14 protein-coding genes are annotated in these 15,559 nt (G+C 53.4%); 9 read left to right on the top strand and 5 right to left on the bottom strand.

Features of this window, described 5'->3' with window-relative positions; genetic code table 11:
• Positions 1-11: 11 nt before the first annotated feature.
• The 9 genes from K2H17_RS08875 (at position 12) to K2H17_RS08835 (ending at position 8,912) form a co-directional block, all read left to right on the top strand.
• Positions 12-941 carry an OadG family transporter subunit gene (locus K2H17_RS08875; RefSeq protein ID WP_300133869.1) on the top strand — a complete coding sequence of 310 codons (930 nt, stop codon included), beginning with the start codon at positions 12-14 and terminating at the stop codon, positions 939-941.
• 51 nt (positions 942-992) lie between these two features.
• Entirely contained in the window at positions 993-1,427 is a 435-nt protein-coding gene (locus tag K2H17_RS08870) for a biotin/lipoyl-containing protein (RefSeq protein WP_300133867.1), read from the top strand.
• A gap of 62 nt (positions 1,428-1,489) precedes the next feature.
• On the top strand, positions 1,490-2,644 hold the full coding sequence (locus K2H17_RS08865) for a sodium ion-translocating decarboxylase subunit beta (RefSeq protein ID WP_300133865.1): 1,155 nt from the start codon (positions 1,490-1,492) through the stop codon (positions 2,642-2,644).
• Positions 2,645-2,991: 347 nt separating this feature from the next.
• Positions 2,992-3,342 carry a hypothetical protein gene (locus tag K2H17_RS08860; RefSeq protein WP_300133863.1) on the top strand — a complete coding sequence of 117 codons (351 nt, stop codon included), beginning with the start codon at positions 2,992-2,994 and terminating at the stop codon, positions 3,340-3,342.
• 55 nt (positions 3,343-3,397) lie between these two features.
• The gene (locus K2H17_RS08855) at positions 3,398-4,150 is read left to right on the top strand and encodes a tRNA threonylcarbamoyladenosine dehydratase (protein WP_300133861.1); all 753 of its coding nucleotides are present in this window, start codon (positions 3,398-3,400) and stop codon (positions 4,148-4,150) included.
• Between the two features lie 267 nt (positions 4,151-4,417).
• On the top strand, positions 4,418-5,707 hold the full coding sequence (gene nhaD / locus K2H17_RS08850) for a sodium:proton antiporter NhaD (RefSeq protein WP_300133859.1): 1,290 nt from the start codon (positions 4,418-4,420) through the stop codon (positions 5,705-5,707).
• A gap of 280 nt (positions 5,708-5,987) precedes the next feature.
• The gene (rpsU, locus tag K2H17_RS08845; RefSeq protein ID WP_107032413.1) at positions 5,988-6,179 is read left to right on the top strand and encodes a 30S ribosomal protein S21; all 192 of its coding nucleotides are present in this window, start codon (positions 5,988-5,990) and stop codon (positions 6,177-6,179) included.
• A gap of 255 nt (positions 6,180-6,434) precedes the next feature.
• Positions 6,435-8,345: a hypothetical protein gene (locus tag K2H17_RS08840; RefSeq protein ID WP_300133857.1), complete on the top strand. Its 1,911-nt coding sequence runs from the start codon at positions 6,435-6,437 to the stop codon at positions 8,343-8,345.
• Positions 8,346-8,408: 63 nt separating this feature from the next.
• The gene (locus tag K2H17_RS08835) at positions 8,409-8,912 is read left to right on the top strand and encodes a metallophosphoesterase family protein (protein WP_300133855.1); all 504 of its coding nucleotides are present in this window, start codon (positions 8,409-8,411) and stop codon (positions 8,910-8,912) included.
• Positions 8,913-9,005: 93 nt separating this feature from the next.
• Here the strand turns inward: K2H17_RS08835 and leuB are convergent, their stop codons facing one another.
• The 5 genes from leuB to K2H17_RS08810 all read right to left on the bottom strand — a co-directional run bounded on the left by leuB (position 9,006) and on the right by K2H17_RS08810 (position 15,257).
• A complete protein-coding gene (gene leuB / locus K2H17_RS08830) occupies positions 9,006-10,067 on the bottom strand; it encodes a 3-isopropylmalate dehydrogenase (RefSeq protein ID WP_300133853.1) in 1,062 nt (353 codons plus the stop codon).
• 21 nt (positions 10,068-10,088) lie between these two features.
• On the bottom strand, positions 10,089-11,618 hold the full coding sequence (locus K2H17_RS08825) for an alpha-isopropylmalate synthase regulatory domain-containing protein (protein WP_300133851.1): 1,530 nt from the start codon (positions 11,616-11,618) through the stop codon (positions 10,089-10,091).
• A gap of 2 nt (positions 11,619-11,620) precedes the next feature.
• On the bottom strand, positions 11,621-12,208 hold the full coding sequence (leuD, locus tag K2H17_RS08820; RefSeq protein WP_300133849.1) for a 3-isopropylmalate dehydratase small subunit: 588 nt from the start codon (positions 12,206-12,208) through the stop codon (positions 11,621-11,623).
• Between the two features lie 74 nt (positions 12,209-12,282).
• Positions 12,283-13,680, bottom strand: a complete 1,398-nt coding sequence (leuC, locus tag K2H17_RS08815; protein WP_300133847.1) for a 3-isopropylmalate dehydratase large subunit — start codon at positions 13,678-13,680, stop codon at positions 12,283-12,285.
• Positions 13,681-13,760: 80 nt separating this feature from the next.
• Complete coding sequence (locus K2H17_RS08810; RefSeq protein ID WP_300133845.1) at positions 13,761-15,257, bottom strand: 2-isopropylmalate synthase; 1,497 nt, start codon at positions 15,255-15,257, stop codon at positions 13,761-13,763.
• Positions 15,258-15,559 lie beyond the last annotated feature (302 nt).

The following is a 15,559-nucleotide window of genomic DNA, read 5'->3' as shown; positions in this document are numbered from 1 at the left end:
AGAAAAAAGTTATGAAGAAAAGACTTTTAACGCTGTTGCTGGTGACTCTCGCCTGTGTCACGGCAGTGTCGGCCCAAGGTCGTCGCGGTCTGCGCCTCAACGAGGTGATGATCGTCAACGACTCCACCAGTGTGGTGGACGACTTCGGCCGTTACAATGCCTGGGTCGAGCTTTACAACTCGACTTTTGCGCCGCTGGAGATCTCAAGCGTCTTCATCACCAACGACCGCAACAACAATAAACTCTATCCGGTGCCCTTAGGGGATGTCAACACCGAGATTCCGGCCCGTCAGCATGTGCTTTTCTGGGCTGACGGTGAGCCTAACAAAGGCACTTTCCACCTGAATTTCGTCTTCACTCCCGGAGAGGACAACTATCTTGCCATCTATGACGCCGACGGCCTGTCGCTCATCGACGAGATCGTGGTTCCCGGCAGCCTGCTCCCCGGACAGTCCTACGCCCGCAAGGTTGACGGAGAGGGTGGTACAAACAATCCCGACGACTGGGAAGTCCGTGATGGCTCGGAGGCCAAGTATATCACACCTTCAAGCAACAACATCATCAAGAGCACCAACAACAAGGTCGACAGCTTTGCCGAAAACGATCCCCACGGATTCGCAATGGCGGTGATGGCCATGTGCATCGTGTTCTCGGCTCTGCTCGTGCTTTCGATCTGCTTCTACATCATCAACCGCATCGGAGCATCCATCTCGCGCTCGCGCAAGATCAAGGCTCTCGCTTCTGATGAGGAAGAACTCGCAGACCACCACCACGAACAGGATTCCGGCGAAGTCATCGCTGCGATCTCAGCTGCGCTCGCCGAGCATCTTGACGCTCATGACCGCGAAAGCACCATCCTCACCATCAACAAGGTGCGCCGCGCTTATTCGCCCTGGAGCTCTAAGATTTACAGCCTGCGTGAACTTCCGACGCGTAAGTGATCAAAACCACCTTCCATTAACACTTTCAACCATTGAAACACTATCACGACAATGAAAGAATATAAATATAGAATCAACGGTAACCCCTACACCGTTAAAGTCGGCGACATCGACAACAATATCGCCAAGGTGGAGGTCAACGGTGTTCCCTACAAGGTGGAACTCGAAAAGACCGACAAGCCTGTGACTATCGTAACCGCACCGCGTCCCTCGGCTGCTCCCCGCACAGAAAGCGGCGCCAAGGTGATTGCCAAGCCCAAATCGGCAGTTGCCGGCGTGAGCGTCGAAGCTCCGCTTCCCGGTGTGGTCCTCTCGGTCAACGTAAAGGTCGGCGACACTGTCAAGGCTTCCGATACAGTGGTTGTCCTTGAAGCCATGAAGATGGAAAACGCCATCCATGCAGGCCAGGACGGCAAGGTTGCCTCAATCGCTGTCTCTGCCGGTGACTCCGTGCTCCAGGGTGCAGTGCTCATTACCCTCGAATAACAAAAGAGTGAGAGTCTCGACAGTCTAATTGAAAACCTCACTTTCAAGTAACAGCAACAACTATGTTTAGCGAATTCTTAACCCAAAACCTTCAGGAGTTCTGGCATCTGACAGGTTTTTACAACGCCACGTGGCAGCATCTGGTGATGCTGTTGGTGGGCTTGTTCTTCATCTGGCTTGCCATCAAGAAGAACTTTGAGCCCATGCTCCTCGTGCCCATAGGTTTCGGTATCCTCATCGGCAATGTGCCCTTCAACACAACCGCCGGACTGGAAATCGGTATTTATGAAGAGGGATCTGTGCTCAATATTCTCTACAACGGTGTGAGCGCCGGATGGTATCCCCCTCTGATTTTCCTCGGCATCGGTGCGATGACCGACTTCTCGGCTCTCATCGCCAACCCGAAGCTCATGCTCATCGGCGCGGCTGCCCAGTTCGGTATCTTCGGTGCCTACATGGTCGCTCTTCTTCTGGGCTTCGCCCCTGACCAGGCCGGTGCGATCGCCATCATCGGCGGTGCCGACGGTCCGACCGCAATCTTCCTCTCGTCGAAGCTCGCTCCCAACCTGATGGGTGCTATCGCCGTTTCGGCTTACTCTTATATGGCTCTCGTGCCTGTGATCCAGCCCCCGCTGATGCGCCTGCTGACCACTAAGAACGAGCGTCTGATCAAGATGAAGCCCGCGCGTGCGGTGTCGCAGAACGAGAAGATCATCTTCCCGATCGTCGGTCTGATCCTCACCTGCTTCGTTGTTCCTTCGGGCCTGCCGCTTCTGGGCATGCTCTTCTTCGGCAACCTTCTGCGTGAGTGTGGTGTCACCAACCGTCTGGCCAAGACTGCAAGCAACGCGCTTACCGACGTTGTCACCATCCTTCTCGGTATGACCGTCGGCGCCTCGACCCAGGCTTCTGAGTTCCTGACATCGGAAACCATCCGCATCTTCCTTCTCGGCTTCATGGCATTCATCATTGCCTCGGCCAGCGGTGTCATCTTTGTCAAGCTCTTCAACCTGGTTCTGCCGAAGTCCAAGAAGATCAATCCGCTTATCGGCAATGCCGGTGTTTCGGCAGTCCCGATGTCGGCACGTATCTCCAACAACCTCGGTCTGGAATACGATCCGAGCAACTACCTGCTGATGCACGCTATGGGTCCGAACGTGGCCGGTGTGATCGGTTCGGCAGTGGCTGCCGGTGTGCTTCTCGGCTTCCTTGCCTGATAAGATCCTGACCTGAATTTCCCTCATAGACGCAGGGGCATAAATTTTAGCTGATTAAAATCTTATGCCCCTGCGCTTTTTCTGAAAGATTTGTCTGATAAGCAATTTTGTGGTAAAAATGTTTTCCGGAAAAGATCCGGCTGCCGGATGATAAAATCGGACTTGATTGAAAACCTTTGTCAGTCTGGGGTGTTTAAATAATAGAAATTATCACATCCGATGCTGATTTCAACATGAGACCTCTATTCGCCAATGCAACACAGTGACTGGGCATAGTGAAATGACAGGCCATCCCCTTTTTCCTCTCCGGTCTGAGTTCCGGGGCATTTATCCATTCATCCTAAATTATGGTAACACGAAAACTTATTGATGCGCTCTACCGGAAATATAATCGGCCACCCGCATCCATAGATGAACTTAACATTGGACTGCTTTTTGATTATGCTCTGGAGAATCATGGCATTGTCATTGACGAGGACGATCTGTTTATAGGAAGTGTCGATCCGGCATCGCCATTTGCCAGAATCCCTCTGAGGCATATCCATGAGATATTTGAGTTTGAAAATCAGATAGCCATTGTGTTGCGTAATTCCATCGTGTTTCTGAGCAAATCGGATTCAAAGGTCAATGTCCATCTGCGCATGGACAAGCCCTCCGTCTGGTCGCGGCTGAAAGACTCGATTCTGCCGGGCCGCTGAGAGTCCGTCTTAAATCCCCTCTGCTGAAAAAATGATAAATGATTGTTTCAATCGAGTGGCTCTTCTTACGGGAGTCGCGGCTTTTGAGGCTTTGGCTTCGAAGAGAGTTATAATTTTCGGTGTCGGCGGCGTCGGCAGCTGGACAGCCGAGACTCTGGTGCGCAGCGGCATCTCCCGATTGACGATTGTCGATGCCGACTCTGTCGCCGCCTCGAATATAAACCGTCAGCTGCCTGCCACTGCGTCGACTGTCGGCCGGGTGAAGGTCGACGTGATGAAAGAACGCCTGCTCGACATAAATCCTGAGGCGCAGATTGAAGCCATACATGGCTTTTACAATGCGGAGACCCAGCAGTGCTATGACCTCAGGGACTATGATTATGTCATTGACGCGATCGACTCCCTTGCCGACAAGGCTTTGCTGATCCGTAATGCCACGGCGGCGATGGCCGAAACGGCCCGAAGTGACCGTCCGGTGGTTTTTTATTCCTCGATGGGCGCTGCTCTCAAACTTGACCCCTCGCGCATAGCTGTCGCCGAGTTCTGGAAGGTCAAAGGCTGTCCGCTTGCAGCAGCCTTGCGGCGTAAATTCAAGAAATCAGGTGAATTTCCTGCCCGCAAATTCAAGTGTGTCTATTCCGATGAACTCGTCCCGAATCATCAGGATGCAGCTTCGCTTGTCGACGGCAGCGGGGCGATGACTTACGGAAAAGTGGCGGTAAACGGTGCCTTTATGCACATTACTGCTGTTTTCGGGATGACTCTGGCCTCTCTTGTCATCCGTGACGTAATGGATAAACTCCGGTGAGCGGTTTCCGGCGTTAAGTAATTTCTTTCCACATGCTCGCGCAGGCGTGTGTCGTCAGAGGGCTGCCTTATTGTAGCTGTTCAATTCCGATCCCCTCTGAGTATCCGTTGATTACGGAAATATTTCATTATTTTAAATTTTGTTTTGAAAATGATAATTCCGACCTTTGCGCAAGGATTGTCAGTCTTGACAGGCCTTTAAAGCAATTTGTTCTTACCTTAATCGATCTCACGTTTAAATATAATCCATGAAATAAAATCATTAGAAATGGTAACAGCTATTGTAACATTTTTTATTCTCGGCTACCTTTGTATCGCACTTGAGAGTGTGCTGAAAATCAACAAAGCCGTTCCCGCACTGCTGATGTGCGTCATCTGCTGGACTCTTTATGCCTGTGGCGTCGGTGAAAGCGCTGATTATTCCGGACGCCTGCTCCATCATCTCGGAGAGACCTGCGAGATCCTCTTCTTCCTTATGGGCGCAATGACGATCGTCGAGATCGTGGACGCCAACGGCGGTTTCTATTTTGTTCATGACGCTTTGGCCACCAAGAGCAAAAAGGCTCTCTTGTGGCGCATCACGGCGATGACATTCATCCTCTCGGCAATTCTTGACAACCTGACAACCTCGATCGTGATGATCATGGTGCTCCGCAAACTCATCGAGGACCACAAGGACCGCATGATCTACGGCGGCATCATCATCATCGCCGCCAACGCAGGCGGTGCCTTCTCGCCGATCGGCGACGTCACCACCATCATGCTATGGATCAAAGGCATGATCTCGACAGCCGGTGTAATCTCCCAGCTGATCATTCCTTCGGTTGTCTCTGTCATCGTCTCGGCCCTCTGCGTGTCGCTCTATCTCAAGGGTGAGGTTGTCGCACCGAAACAGGCTGATACCAGCATGATTCAGAATTCACCTGCCGACCGTAAGATCATCCTCATTTTCGGTGTCGGCGGTCTGATCTTTGTCCCCATCTTCCGTATGCTGACCGGTCTGCCCCCCTTCATGGGCATTCTGCTCGCGCTCGGAGTCCTTTGGCTTGTCAGCGAATGGCGTTCGACCCGCAACTCGATCTTCGCTGAGAACTCTCATCTGAAAGTTACAAGCCTGCTTTCGCGCATCGACCTTGCCACAATCCTTTTCTTCCTCGGCATCCTGCTTGCAGTAGCAACCCTTCAGGAAACAGGTGTGCTGACCTCCTTCGGTCAGTGGCTCAACGAGGCTTCCAACGGCAACCACTATCTTGTGACCGGTGTGATCGGTGTGGTTTCAAGCATCGTTGACAATGTGCCTCTTGTGGCAGGCTGTATGGACATGTATGCCATCGCTCCCAGCGGCGATTTTGCCTGCGACGGTCTTTTCTGGCAGCTGCTTGCCTACTGTGCCGGAGTCGGCGGCTCGATGCTGATCATCGGATCCGCAGCCGGTGTGGTTGTGATGGGTCTCGAAAAAATCAGTTTCGGCTGGTATCTGCGCCGCTTCACCTGGATCGCTTTTGTCGGTTATCTCGCCGGCATTGGCACCTATGCGCTCCAGACCCTCTTCATGTAAGAAAAACTACGGACGAGTAAGAAATTATACGGACGAGGTCGCTCAGGCGGCCTCGTCTGTCTTTATCCCAACGGTCCGGATTCATGCGTCATAAGCCGATGTGAGTCCGTCCGGCGGAATTTTCTGCGCCTAAAATGCTAAAATGTTTTGAAATACGAAAAAGAATTAGTAATTTTGCCGCGCAAAACCGTGGAGCGTCCGTCCCCGACCGATATTTCAGCCGACTGGCCGGAGGTCTTCCACTAATTAATAACTTAATTTCAATAATCAAAGAACCACAATGATCATCGTACAAGTAAAAGAAGGTGAAAACATCGAAAAAGCACTGAAGAAATTCAAACGTAAATTTGAAAAAACCGGCATCGTTCGCGAACTCCGTTCACGTCAGGCTTTCCAGAAGCCCTCTGTGACCAACCGTAAGAAAATGATGAAGGCTGTTTACGTTCAGCAGCTTCGTGCCAACGAGGAATAAATTTTTCTGATTAGCACTGCCTTTATACAATCAACCGAAAGGAGGTCAGGAAAACACCCGGAAATCACCCGAATTTATTTGATAAAACCATATCCGATGGCGGTGAAGATTGCGGTATGCAATTTTCATCGCTATTGTTGTGACTTGAATTGTTATATATATACACAGCCTGGATTGTTTGATATAACCGCATTGTTTAGAGGTGCTTTGACGACAATTGTTGAACAGCCCTCCTGAATCGCAGCTTTTTCGCTTATGCTTCGCCCGCAACTGCCGCTTCTGTTTCTTCTGATGCTGCTCTCCGCAGTGTCGTGTTCGCATTCCGATGTGGAGGAATGCGTCATTGGCGACGGTGCGAGCTTTGAAATGAGAGCTGACAGCATAGGAGTCGGACTCTCGGCTGACAGCTCCCGGATCTCGCTTGCTGATGTGGCTTTGTCGGAAGGAATGCTGCGGCCTGAAGAGTCTATGGCTGTGTTGCGTTCGGTGCTGAAAGACGGGCGCCTGCCGCAGCCTGAATTCCCGAAAGTGACCGATGTCGGAGCCTGGGCCACTGCTGCATGGGAAATCTATTGCATGACCGGTTCCGAGTCATGGATCAAGGAGGCTTATGACGTTCTGACAAAATCATTGCTGAGACAATACTCCTCCTATGGTATCGGTTTGGAAACTCCGCTGAGAGGCGGACAGCCGCAGTGGGTCGATGAAGCGGGTAGTTTCTATCCGCAATGGATGAAGCCAATGGACCGCTACTCGACAGTTTCGACCGCCGTGAATGCCTCGACGGCTACGGCCTATGCGGTCTGTTCCCAGATGGCCGGTGTGCTGCGGCTCTATGCAGAAAGCGAACATCAGTTGTCATTTACGACGTTGCGCAACGCCATCAATGACCGTCTTTGGATCCCTGACATGCAGCGCTACGGACAATATCTCTACGGACAGTATTATCCGGTTCTGTCCGCTGTGTCTGACAGCAGAGCGAATGCACTCTGTGTGCTCGGCGGCATTGCCACACCGGAGATGTCAGAGGCAGTGGTGGCCTCGCTTCCGCTCTGTCGCGACGGCGTTCCGGATGTTTTTCCGCAAATCAGTCCGGCAGCGGGTGAATTCACTCCGCTTACCCAGGCTCTTTTCGCTCTCTCGGCTGCCAAGGTCCGCAATCCGCAGGCTTTTGTGCTCAGCGTCTCTTCGCTGGTCGGGGCGAACCCTGATCGGAACCATTCGTCCGAATGGCCTGCCGTGGTGCTGAAAGGATTTTTCGGCATGAATCCAACGCCATCGGGCATTTATTTCAAGCCGATGGTCCCTGTCGAATTCGAAGGTGACAAGGTGCTGAAAGGTTTCCGCTACCGTGAGGCCGAGCTTGATATCGTGATGCGGGGCACCGGTGACCGTATCGCATCCTTCCTTGTCGACTCGGTCAGTGTCAGGATTCCGCGGATAGACTCTTCGCTGAAGGGGCGTCACAGGATCGAGATAAAACTGTCGGGCAACGATCAGTCTGAACGGGGCATAAATGTCGTGGAACGGGAAAATATATTGTCTCTGCCGCAGCTCAGATGGGGTCAGGACGGGAGAGACTTGAAAATCATGGATTTTGATCCTGATCTGCGCTACGGGGTCTATATCGACGGAGTCATGGTCCGGTTTCTGGACCGTGACAGCTATCGGTTGCCGTCGCCTGATGTCAGTGTGACTGCGATAGTGCCTGTCGGCAAGTCCGGGAAGTTGGGATTCTCTCCGCGCAGCCATATCTATGCGCCGGGACAGACTGAGATCACCGTCAATGCCTCTTCGGTCACTCCGCGTCGTCCGCCGCTGCATTTCATAAAAGACCGCCGTACTGCCGACAACTACATCGAACTTGCCGCCCGCCACAACACCCGCATCACCTGCTATGCCAATGCGCCCATTGCCGGCGATTATTTCCTCACTGTCGGATATTCCAACGGATCTGAACGCGATGCACTCCGCACACTGAGCATAAACGACCGTGATGTTGCGACCCTGATCTGCCCGGCTGTCAGTCCGGATGACTGGATTGCGGTCCATCCCTCGAACACCGTCGTAGTCTCCCTCCGGGAAGGGCCCAACAAGATAGCCCTCACATACATCGGGGGTACAATCCTGCTCAATAAGATAACACTCTTGAAAAAGACTTCTTAGAGGGTGTTTCATAACAATAGTTATGAACTGCCCCCCCTCTTAAAACCTGTCAATTAACACCTGATGAAGACAATAGGCATTCTTTCAGACACCCACTCATGCTGGGACGACCGTTATGCAGCGCATTTTAAAGACTGTGACGAGATATGGCACTGCGGCGATGTCGGGGACATTGATGTCATCCGGCGTCTTGAAAACGTGGTCCCGGTTGTCAGGGCCGTGCGTGGCAACATTGATCATGGCGACGTCTGCCGACGCTGTCCGGAGGTGGAAAGTTTTCAGATAGAAGGTGTCAATGTCTGGATGACGCATATCGGAGGCTATCCGGGCCGTTATGCTCCCGGCATCAGGCGCGCCCTGATTGAAAACAGGGTCAATCTCATGGTCTGCGGCCATTCCCACATATTGAAAGTCATGCCCGATGTGGAGCTTGGACTGCTCCATGTCAATCCCGGCGCCGCAGGCTATCACGGCTGGCAGAAAGAACGCACACTCGTCCGCCTGACAATAGACAGCGGGGCTGTCACCGGCCTCGAAGTCATCGAACTCGGCAAGGTGCGCATCTGAGCCGGAAGAGGATGAAGAACAAAAAAGCACATGCCGCGTATGGATTCAACCGTATGCGGCATGTGCCTTTTGAGATTTCTATGGAGCAGCCGGTCAGGCTTCCTTGATGTAGTTGACGATCCAGGCGCCGACGGCGTCAGTCCCGTAGCTTGCGCCTCCTTCCACCTGGATTTCAGGAGTGCGGACATTGGCATCGAGAGAGGCGTTGACAGCCTTGCGGATCAGAGCGCCTTCCTCCATCAGGTTGAAGTATTCGAAGAGCATGGCTACCGACAGGATCTGGGCCAGAGGATTTGCGATATTCTTGCCTTTTGCCTGAGGCCATGAGCCGTGGATCGGTTCGAACACCGGAGTCTTTTCGCCGGTGGAGGCCGAGGGAAGCAGGCCCATCGAGCCGGAGATCACAGAGCCTTCGTCGGTGAGGATGTCTCCGAATGTGTTTTCGGTGACCATTACGTCAAAGAAGCGCGGTTCCTGGATCATGCGCATGGCGGCATTGTCGACATACATATAGTCAGTGGTAACGTCGGGATATTGGGGCGCGATCTCCTGAGCCACCTTGCGCCAGAGGCGTGATGAAGCCAGGACATTGGCCTTGTCGACAACTGTCAGATGCTTGCGGCGGCGACGTGCATAGCCGTAGGCCACATGGAGAATCCGCTCGATTTCCGGGCGAGTATAGGCATTGGTGTCATAGGCCCGCTCGTTGTCTTCATATTTCTCTCCGAAATACATGCCTCCGGTCAGTTCGCGGATGCAGATGAAGTCAGCGCCTTCGACCAGTTCGGATCGCAGGGGCGATTTGTGGATCAGACACTGGAAAGTCTCCACCGGTCGGATGTTGGCGAAGAGGCCGAGTTTTTTGCGCATCGCGAGCAATCCTTGTTCGGGACGCACCTTGGCATTGGGATCATTGTCGAATTTCGGGTCGCCTACGGCTGAGAAAAGTACCGCATCAGCCCAGAGGCAGGTCTGATATGTCTCTTCCGGGAAAGGATCGCCGACCTTGTCGATGGCATCGGCACCGCAGATGGCCTGACGGTATTCTACGGCATGGCCGAATTTTTCACACACAGCCGTCATGACATCAACGCCCTGACGTGAGATTTCCGGGCCGATTCCGTCGCCTGGAAGGACTGCAATTTTCAGATTCATTCGAGTATGTTTTTTGTTGTTTTACGAATTGGACGGGAGGGTTTCGAGGATGTTGAGCATCTTGACCGTGGCCTGGATCGCAGCTTCAGTCTGGTCGGCGTCAAGGCCGCGGGTCCTGAAGACGTTTCCTTCGTAATTCCAGGTGATGGTCGTGTGGACAAGCGCATCTGTCCGGCCTCCCGGAGGGATGTTTACAATGTAGTTGGTGAGCGTCGGGAAGGGTCTCTGAAGTTTTTCGTTGTAGATCTTTCTGACAGCCCTCATGAAAGCGTCGAACTGGCCGTCGCCGACGGCGCTCTCCTGAAACTCGGCATCGTCCACGATGAGTTTCACTGTCGCTGTCGGGTGCAGCCCGTGTGAGAGATTGAGCGCGTAGTTGTCGACGCGGACTTTTGAGGGGAGAGCCTGGTGTTTGAGCACGTCGGCCACAATGAATGGAAGGTCGTCCTGAGTGACGATCTCTTTCTTGTCTCCGAGACGTATGATGCGCTCGGTCACTTTGCGGATGTCTTCTTCTGACAGCTCGATTCCGAGGGCTTCGAGGTTTTTCTTGATATTGGCTTTGCCGGAAGTCTTGCCAAGGGCATATTCTCGTTCGCGGTCGAAGCGTTCAGGCAGAAGATCGTTGTAGTAGAGCTGGTTTTTGTTGTCGCCGTCGGCGTGGACGCCTGCACACTGGGTGAAGACGCTGTCGCCGATGATGGGCTTGTTGGGCGGGACCATGATGCCGGAAAACGACTCGACGATGTGGCTGACCTTGTTGATCTTGCTTTCATCGATGTCGGTCGTGTCGCCGAGCTGGTCATGGATCACGGCTACGGTGCTTGACAGAGTCGCATTGCCTGCGCGTTCTCCGAGTCCGTTGATCGTGCAGTGGACTCCTTTGGCTCCCCCTTTGATTGCCGCGAACACGTTTGCCGTTGCGAGATCGTAGTCGTTGTGGGCGTGGAAGTCAAAGTGCAGGTCAGGATAGCGCGCTACCATCGAGTGGATGTAGGACATCGTGTCATACGGGTTGAGGATGCCCAGGGTGTCAGGGAGCATGAAACGTCTGATCGGAAGGCTTTTGATCGCATCCATCAGCGCATAGACATAGTCGGGCGAGTTTTTCATCCCGTTTGACCAGTCTTCGAGATAGATGTTGACGTCGAGTCCTGCCTCGCGGGCTCTTCTGACTTCGGCCTCGATTGTCCTGAAGTGCTGTTCGGGTGTCTGCTTGAGTTGCAGGCGGCAGTGTTTTTCAGAACCCTTTGCCAGAAGGTTGATGACTTTTCCGCCGACACTGCCGATCCAGCCTACCGACTGGCCCTGGTCGAGAAAGCCGAGCACTTCGATGCGGTCGATGTAGCCGGTCGACGAGGCCCACTCGCAGACCTTGCACACCGCATCACGTTCGCCCTCCGAAACACGTGCGGAGGCGATTTCAATGCGCGGCACGTGCAGCTCCTGAAGAAGCAGGCGAGTGATGGCCAGTTTCTCGGATGTCGAGAACGAGACTCCCGATGTCTGCTCTCCGTCGCGGAGAGTGGTGTCCATTATTTCGACGTACATATTCAGCGCGCCGCCTCCCAGGCCTCGATATCGGCCTTGCGCGAGAGGAGATACTCGATGTCGTCGAGGCCCTCGGCGAGACACTGTTTTTTGTATGGGTTGATGTCGAAGTTCTCGCTTTTTCCTGTGGCGAGATTGGTGATGGTCTGAGAGGGGAGATCAACCTTCACCTGGGTCTGCGGATCGGAGGCGATCGAGTCAAAGAGCTCAGCAAGGAACTCTTCGCTGACCACTACGGGGAGCACGAAGTTGTTAAGCTCGTTGTTTTTGTGGATGTCGGCGAAGAAGCTTGACACAACGACGCGGAAGCCGTAGTCGTGGATGGCCCACGCTGCATGTTCGCGGCTGGAGCCGGAACCGAAATTCTTGCCTGCCACAAGTATGCAGCCGGAATATGTCGGGTCGTTGAGCACGAAATCCTTGATCGGGTTGCCATCTTTGTCGTAGCGCCAGTCGCGGAAAAGATTGTCGCCGAAGCCTTCGCGTGATGTGGCTTTCAGGAAGCGGGCGGGAATTATCTGGTCGGTGTCTACATTCTCCATCGGCAGGGGAACGCAGGTGGATGTTATGGTGGTGAATTTTTCTTTCATGATGTGTGCGTTTGAGGTGTGGAGGAGAATGGCGGAATTTAGAGATTGTTTAACTCTTGTTTTTAAACAACCTCTTAGTTTATTGTGCGAGGATCGGTGAGGACTCCGGTGACAGCCGATGCGGCTGCTACGAGCGGACCTGCGAGAATTGTCCTTGAGCCCGGTCCCTGACGGCCTTCGAAGTTGCGGTTTGAGGTAGAGACGGCGAGCTTGCCGGCGGGAACTTTGTCTTCGTTCATAGCGAGGCAGGCCGAGCATCCGGGCTGACGGATTTCAAATCCTGCTTCCGAGAGAATGCGGTCAAGACCTTCCTCGCGGATCTGTGCATCGACTTTCCAGGAGCCGGGGACGAGCCATGCGGTGACTCCGGGTGCTTTCCTGCGACCTTTTACAAAGTTGGCGAATGCGCGGAAGTCTTCAATGCGGCCATTGGTACAGCTGCCGAGAAATACGTAGTCGACCGGAGTTCCGGCAAGCACTTGGCCCACTTCGAAGCCCATATAGTCGAGTGATTTCTGATAGGAAATTTTTCCGGCTTCATCCTCAGGATCGGGAGCGGGGATTGGATCGTTTATGCCGATGCCCATGCCGGGGTTGGTGCCGAAGGTGATGCGAGGTTCGATGTCGGCGGCATCGAAATTGATTTCTCTGTCAAAGACGGCATCGGGATCCGATGGGAGTGTCCGCCAGTAGGCAACGGCTTTTTCCCATTCCTCTCCCTTGGGCGCGAATTCGCGGCCTTTGACATAGGCGACAGTTGTCTCGTCAGGAGCGATCATGCCGCCGCGGGCACCCATCTCGATCGAGAGGTTGCAGACGGTCATACGCTCTTCCATCGAAAGGCCCTTGATCGTGTCACCTGCATATTCTACGAAATAGCCCGTGGCTCCTCCGGTGGTCATTCTGGCGATGATGTAGAGGGCGATGTCCTTGGCAGTCACGCCCGGACGCAGTTGGCCGTTGACGCTGATGCGCATTGTCTTGGGTTTGGGCTGAAGGATGCACTGTGATGCAAGCACCATCTCCACCTCGCTTGTCCCGATGCCGAAAGCAACGGCGCCGAAGGCCCCGTGGGTCGAGGTGTGGCTGTCACCGCACACGATCGTATAGCCGGGGAGAGTCAGACCGTTTTCCGGGCCGATCACGTGGATGATGCCGTTTTTCGGATGTCCCAGTCCGTAGAGAGTCACGCCGAATTCCTGGGCGTTGCGTGTGAGGGTCTCGACCTGATTGCGCGAAACGGGATCAGCGATCGGTTTGTCCTGATTCAGAGTGGGGATATTGTGGTCAGGCGAGCAGAAGGTTTTTTCCGGACGGAACACTTTCAGTCCGCGGGTGCGCAGGCCTTCAAACGCCTGCGGGCTGGTCACTTCATGGCAGTAGTGACGGTCTATATAGAGTTGAGACGGTCCGCCTTCGATGTTGTTGACGACATGGGCATCCCAGATTTTGTCGAAAAGAGTTTTTCCCATAGAGAATTTGTGTGTATGGAGGAGGGGAATGGTTGTGTTATGATTTTGTTTACAGACTTTTCGGTCGATGGTCCGTAAGCCTACCGGACAAATTTGTTGATGGCGTCAAGGAAGGCTTCGGCACTTGCTGCCACGATGTCGGTGTTGGCCGAGAAGCCATAGTAGGACACTCCGTCGTGCTCTACGGTCATGTGGACCTTTCCGATGTCGTTGCTGCCCTTGTTGATTGCCTGGATGAGGAATTCCTTTACGAGCATCTTGCGGTGTATGATGTTCTTGATGGCGCTGATCGCAGCGTCGACAGGACCGTTGCCTGAAGCGCAGGCCTCGAATTTCTCTCCTGCGATGTCGAGTCCGACACTTGCAACCGAATGGAGTCCGACACCGCTTGTCACCTGGAGGAAGTCGAGTTTGATGCGGCTCAGAGCCTTGCGGTGAGCGCCGGCGATCATGAGCACGTCATCGTCGTTGATCTCTTTCTTGCGGTCGGCGAGCTTGAGGAAGGCTTCATAGGCTTTGTCGAGATCGGCTCCTGAAAGTTCGATACCGAGCACGTGCAGACGGTGTTTGAGGGCCGCACGTCCGCTGCGGGCGGTCAGCACGATCGAGTTTTCGTCGATGCCTACGTCCTTCGGGTCGATGATCTCGTAGCTCTCACGGTTTTTGAGCACGCCGTCCTGGTGGATGCCTGAGGAGTGGGCGAAGGCGTTGCGGCCGACGATGGCCTTGTTGGGCTGCACGGGCATGTTCATCAGACTTGATACCATGCGGCTGATGCCTGTGATCTTCGTTGCGTTGATGTTGGTGTCGATGCCGAGATCCTTGTGGGAGCGGAATGTCATCACGACTTCTTCGAGCGAAGTGTTGCCGGCGCGTTCGCCGATGCCGTTGATCGTGACTTCGGCCTGACGGGCACCGTTGACGACTCCGGTGACGGTGTTGGCAGTAGCCATGCCGAGGTCGTTGTGGCAGTGTGTGGCGATGACAACCTTGTCGATTCCCTCTACGTTGTCGATCAGATATTTTATCTTGGCGCCGAATTCCGAGGGGAGACAGTAGCCGGTGGTGTCAGGGATGTTGATCACAGTGGCACCTGCGCGGATCACGGCCTCGACCACGCGGGCGAGATATTCGTTGTCGGTGCGGCCTGCGTCTTCGGCGTAGAACTGGACATCCTCAACAAACTTCTTGGCGAAGGACACGGCTCCGACGGCGCGTTCGAGAATTTCGTCGCGTGTGGAGTTGAATTTATATTTGATATGATAGTCCGAGGTGCCGATACCGGTATGGATTCGCGGGTGTTTGGCATATTTCAGGGCTTCGGCTGCCACGCGGATGTCGTTTTCAACCGCGCGTGTCAGGGCGCAGATCGTAGGCCATGTGACAGCTTTTGAAATTTCTACTACTGAATTGAAGTCTCCGGGACTTGACACCGGGAAACCGGCTTCGATGACGTCGACGCCGAGGGCTTCAAGTGCCTTTGCGACTTCGATTTTTTCTACTGTATTGAGCTGACATCCGGGCACTTGCTCTCCATCGCGAAGTGTCGTGTCGAAAATAAACAGCCTGTCACTCATAGTGGTCTATAATATATGTTTTGTATTGTTTTATTGGAAACCTGACCTACGGTTGTTTAAAAACAACCTCTAAAACCGTTGATCGTTAAAATTTCAGGGTGAATGAAATGCAAAGGTATAAATTATTTATAAAACCACACAATAAAATTATAAATTTAATAGAAATATCACTGAAATCGTGTTAAATTGAAATGATTTCAAGGGCGGTATGAATAGCGATTTTGATTTGTTGATCTAAAGGTGTATATTTGTTGACAGAACCCTGACATGCTAAACAACCTCTTATAGACATGAACCCGATC

It is taken from the genome of Duncaniella sp. (assembly GCF_029054785.1).
Lineage (GTDB): Bacteria > Bacteroidota > Bacteroidia > Bacteroidales > Muribaculaceae > Duncaniella.
This window is presented reverse-complemented; position numbering and strand designations above follow the sequence as displayed.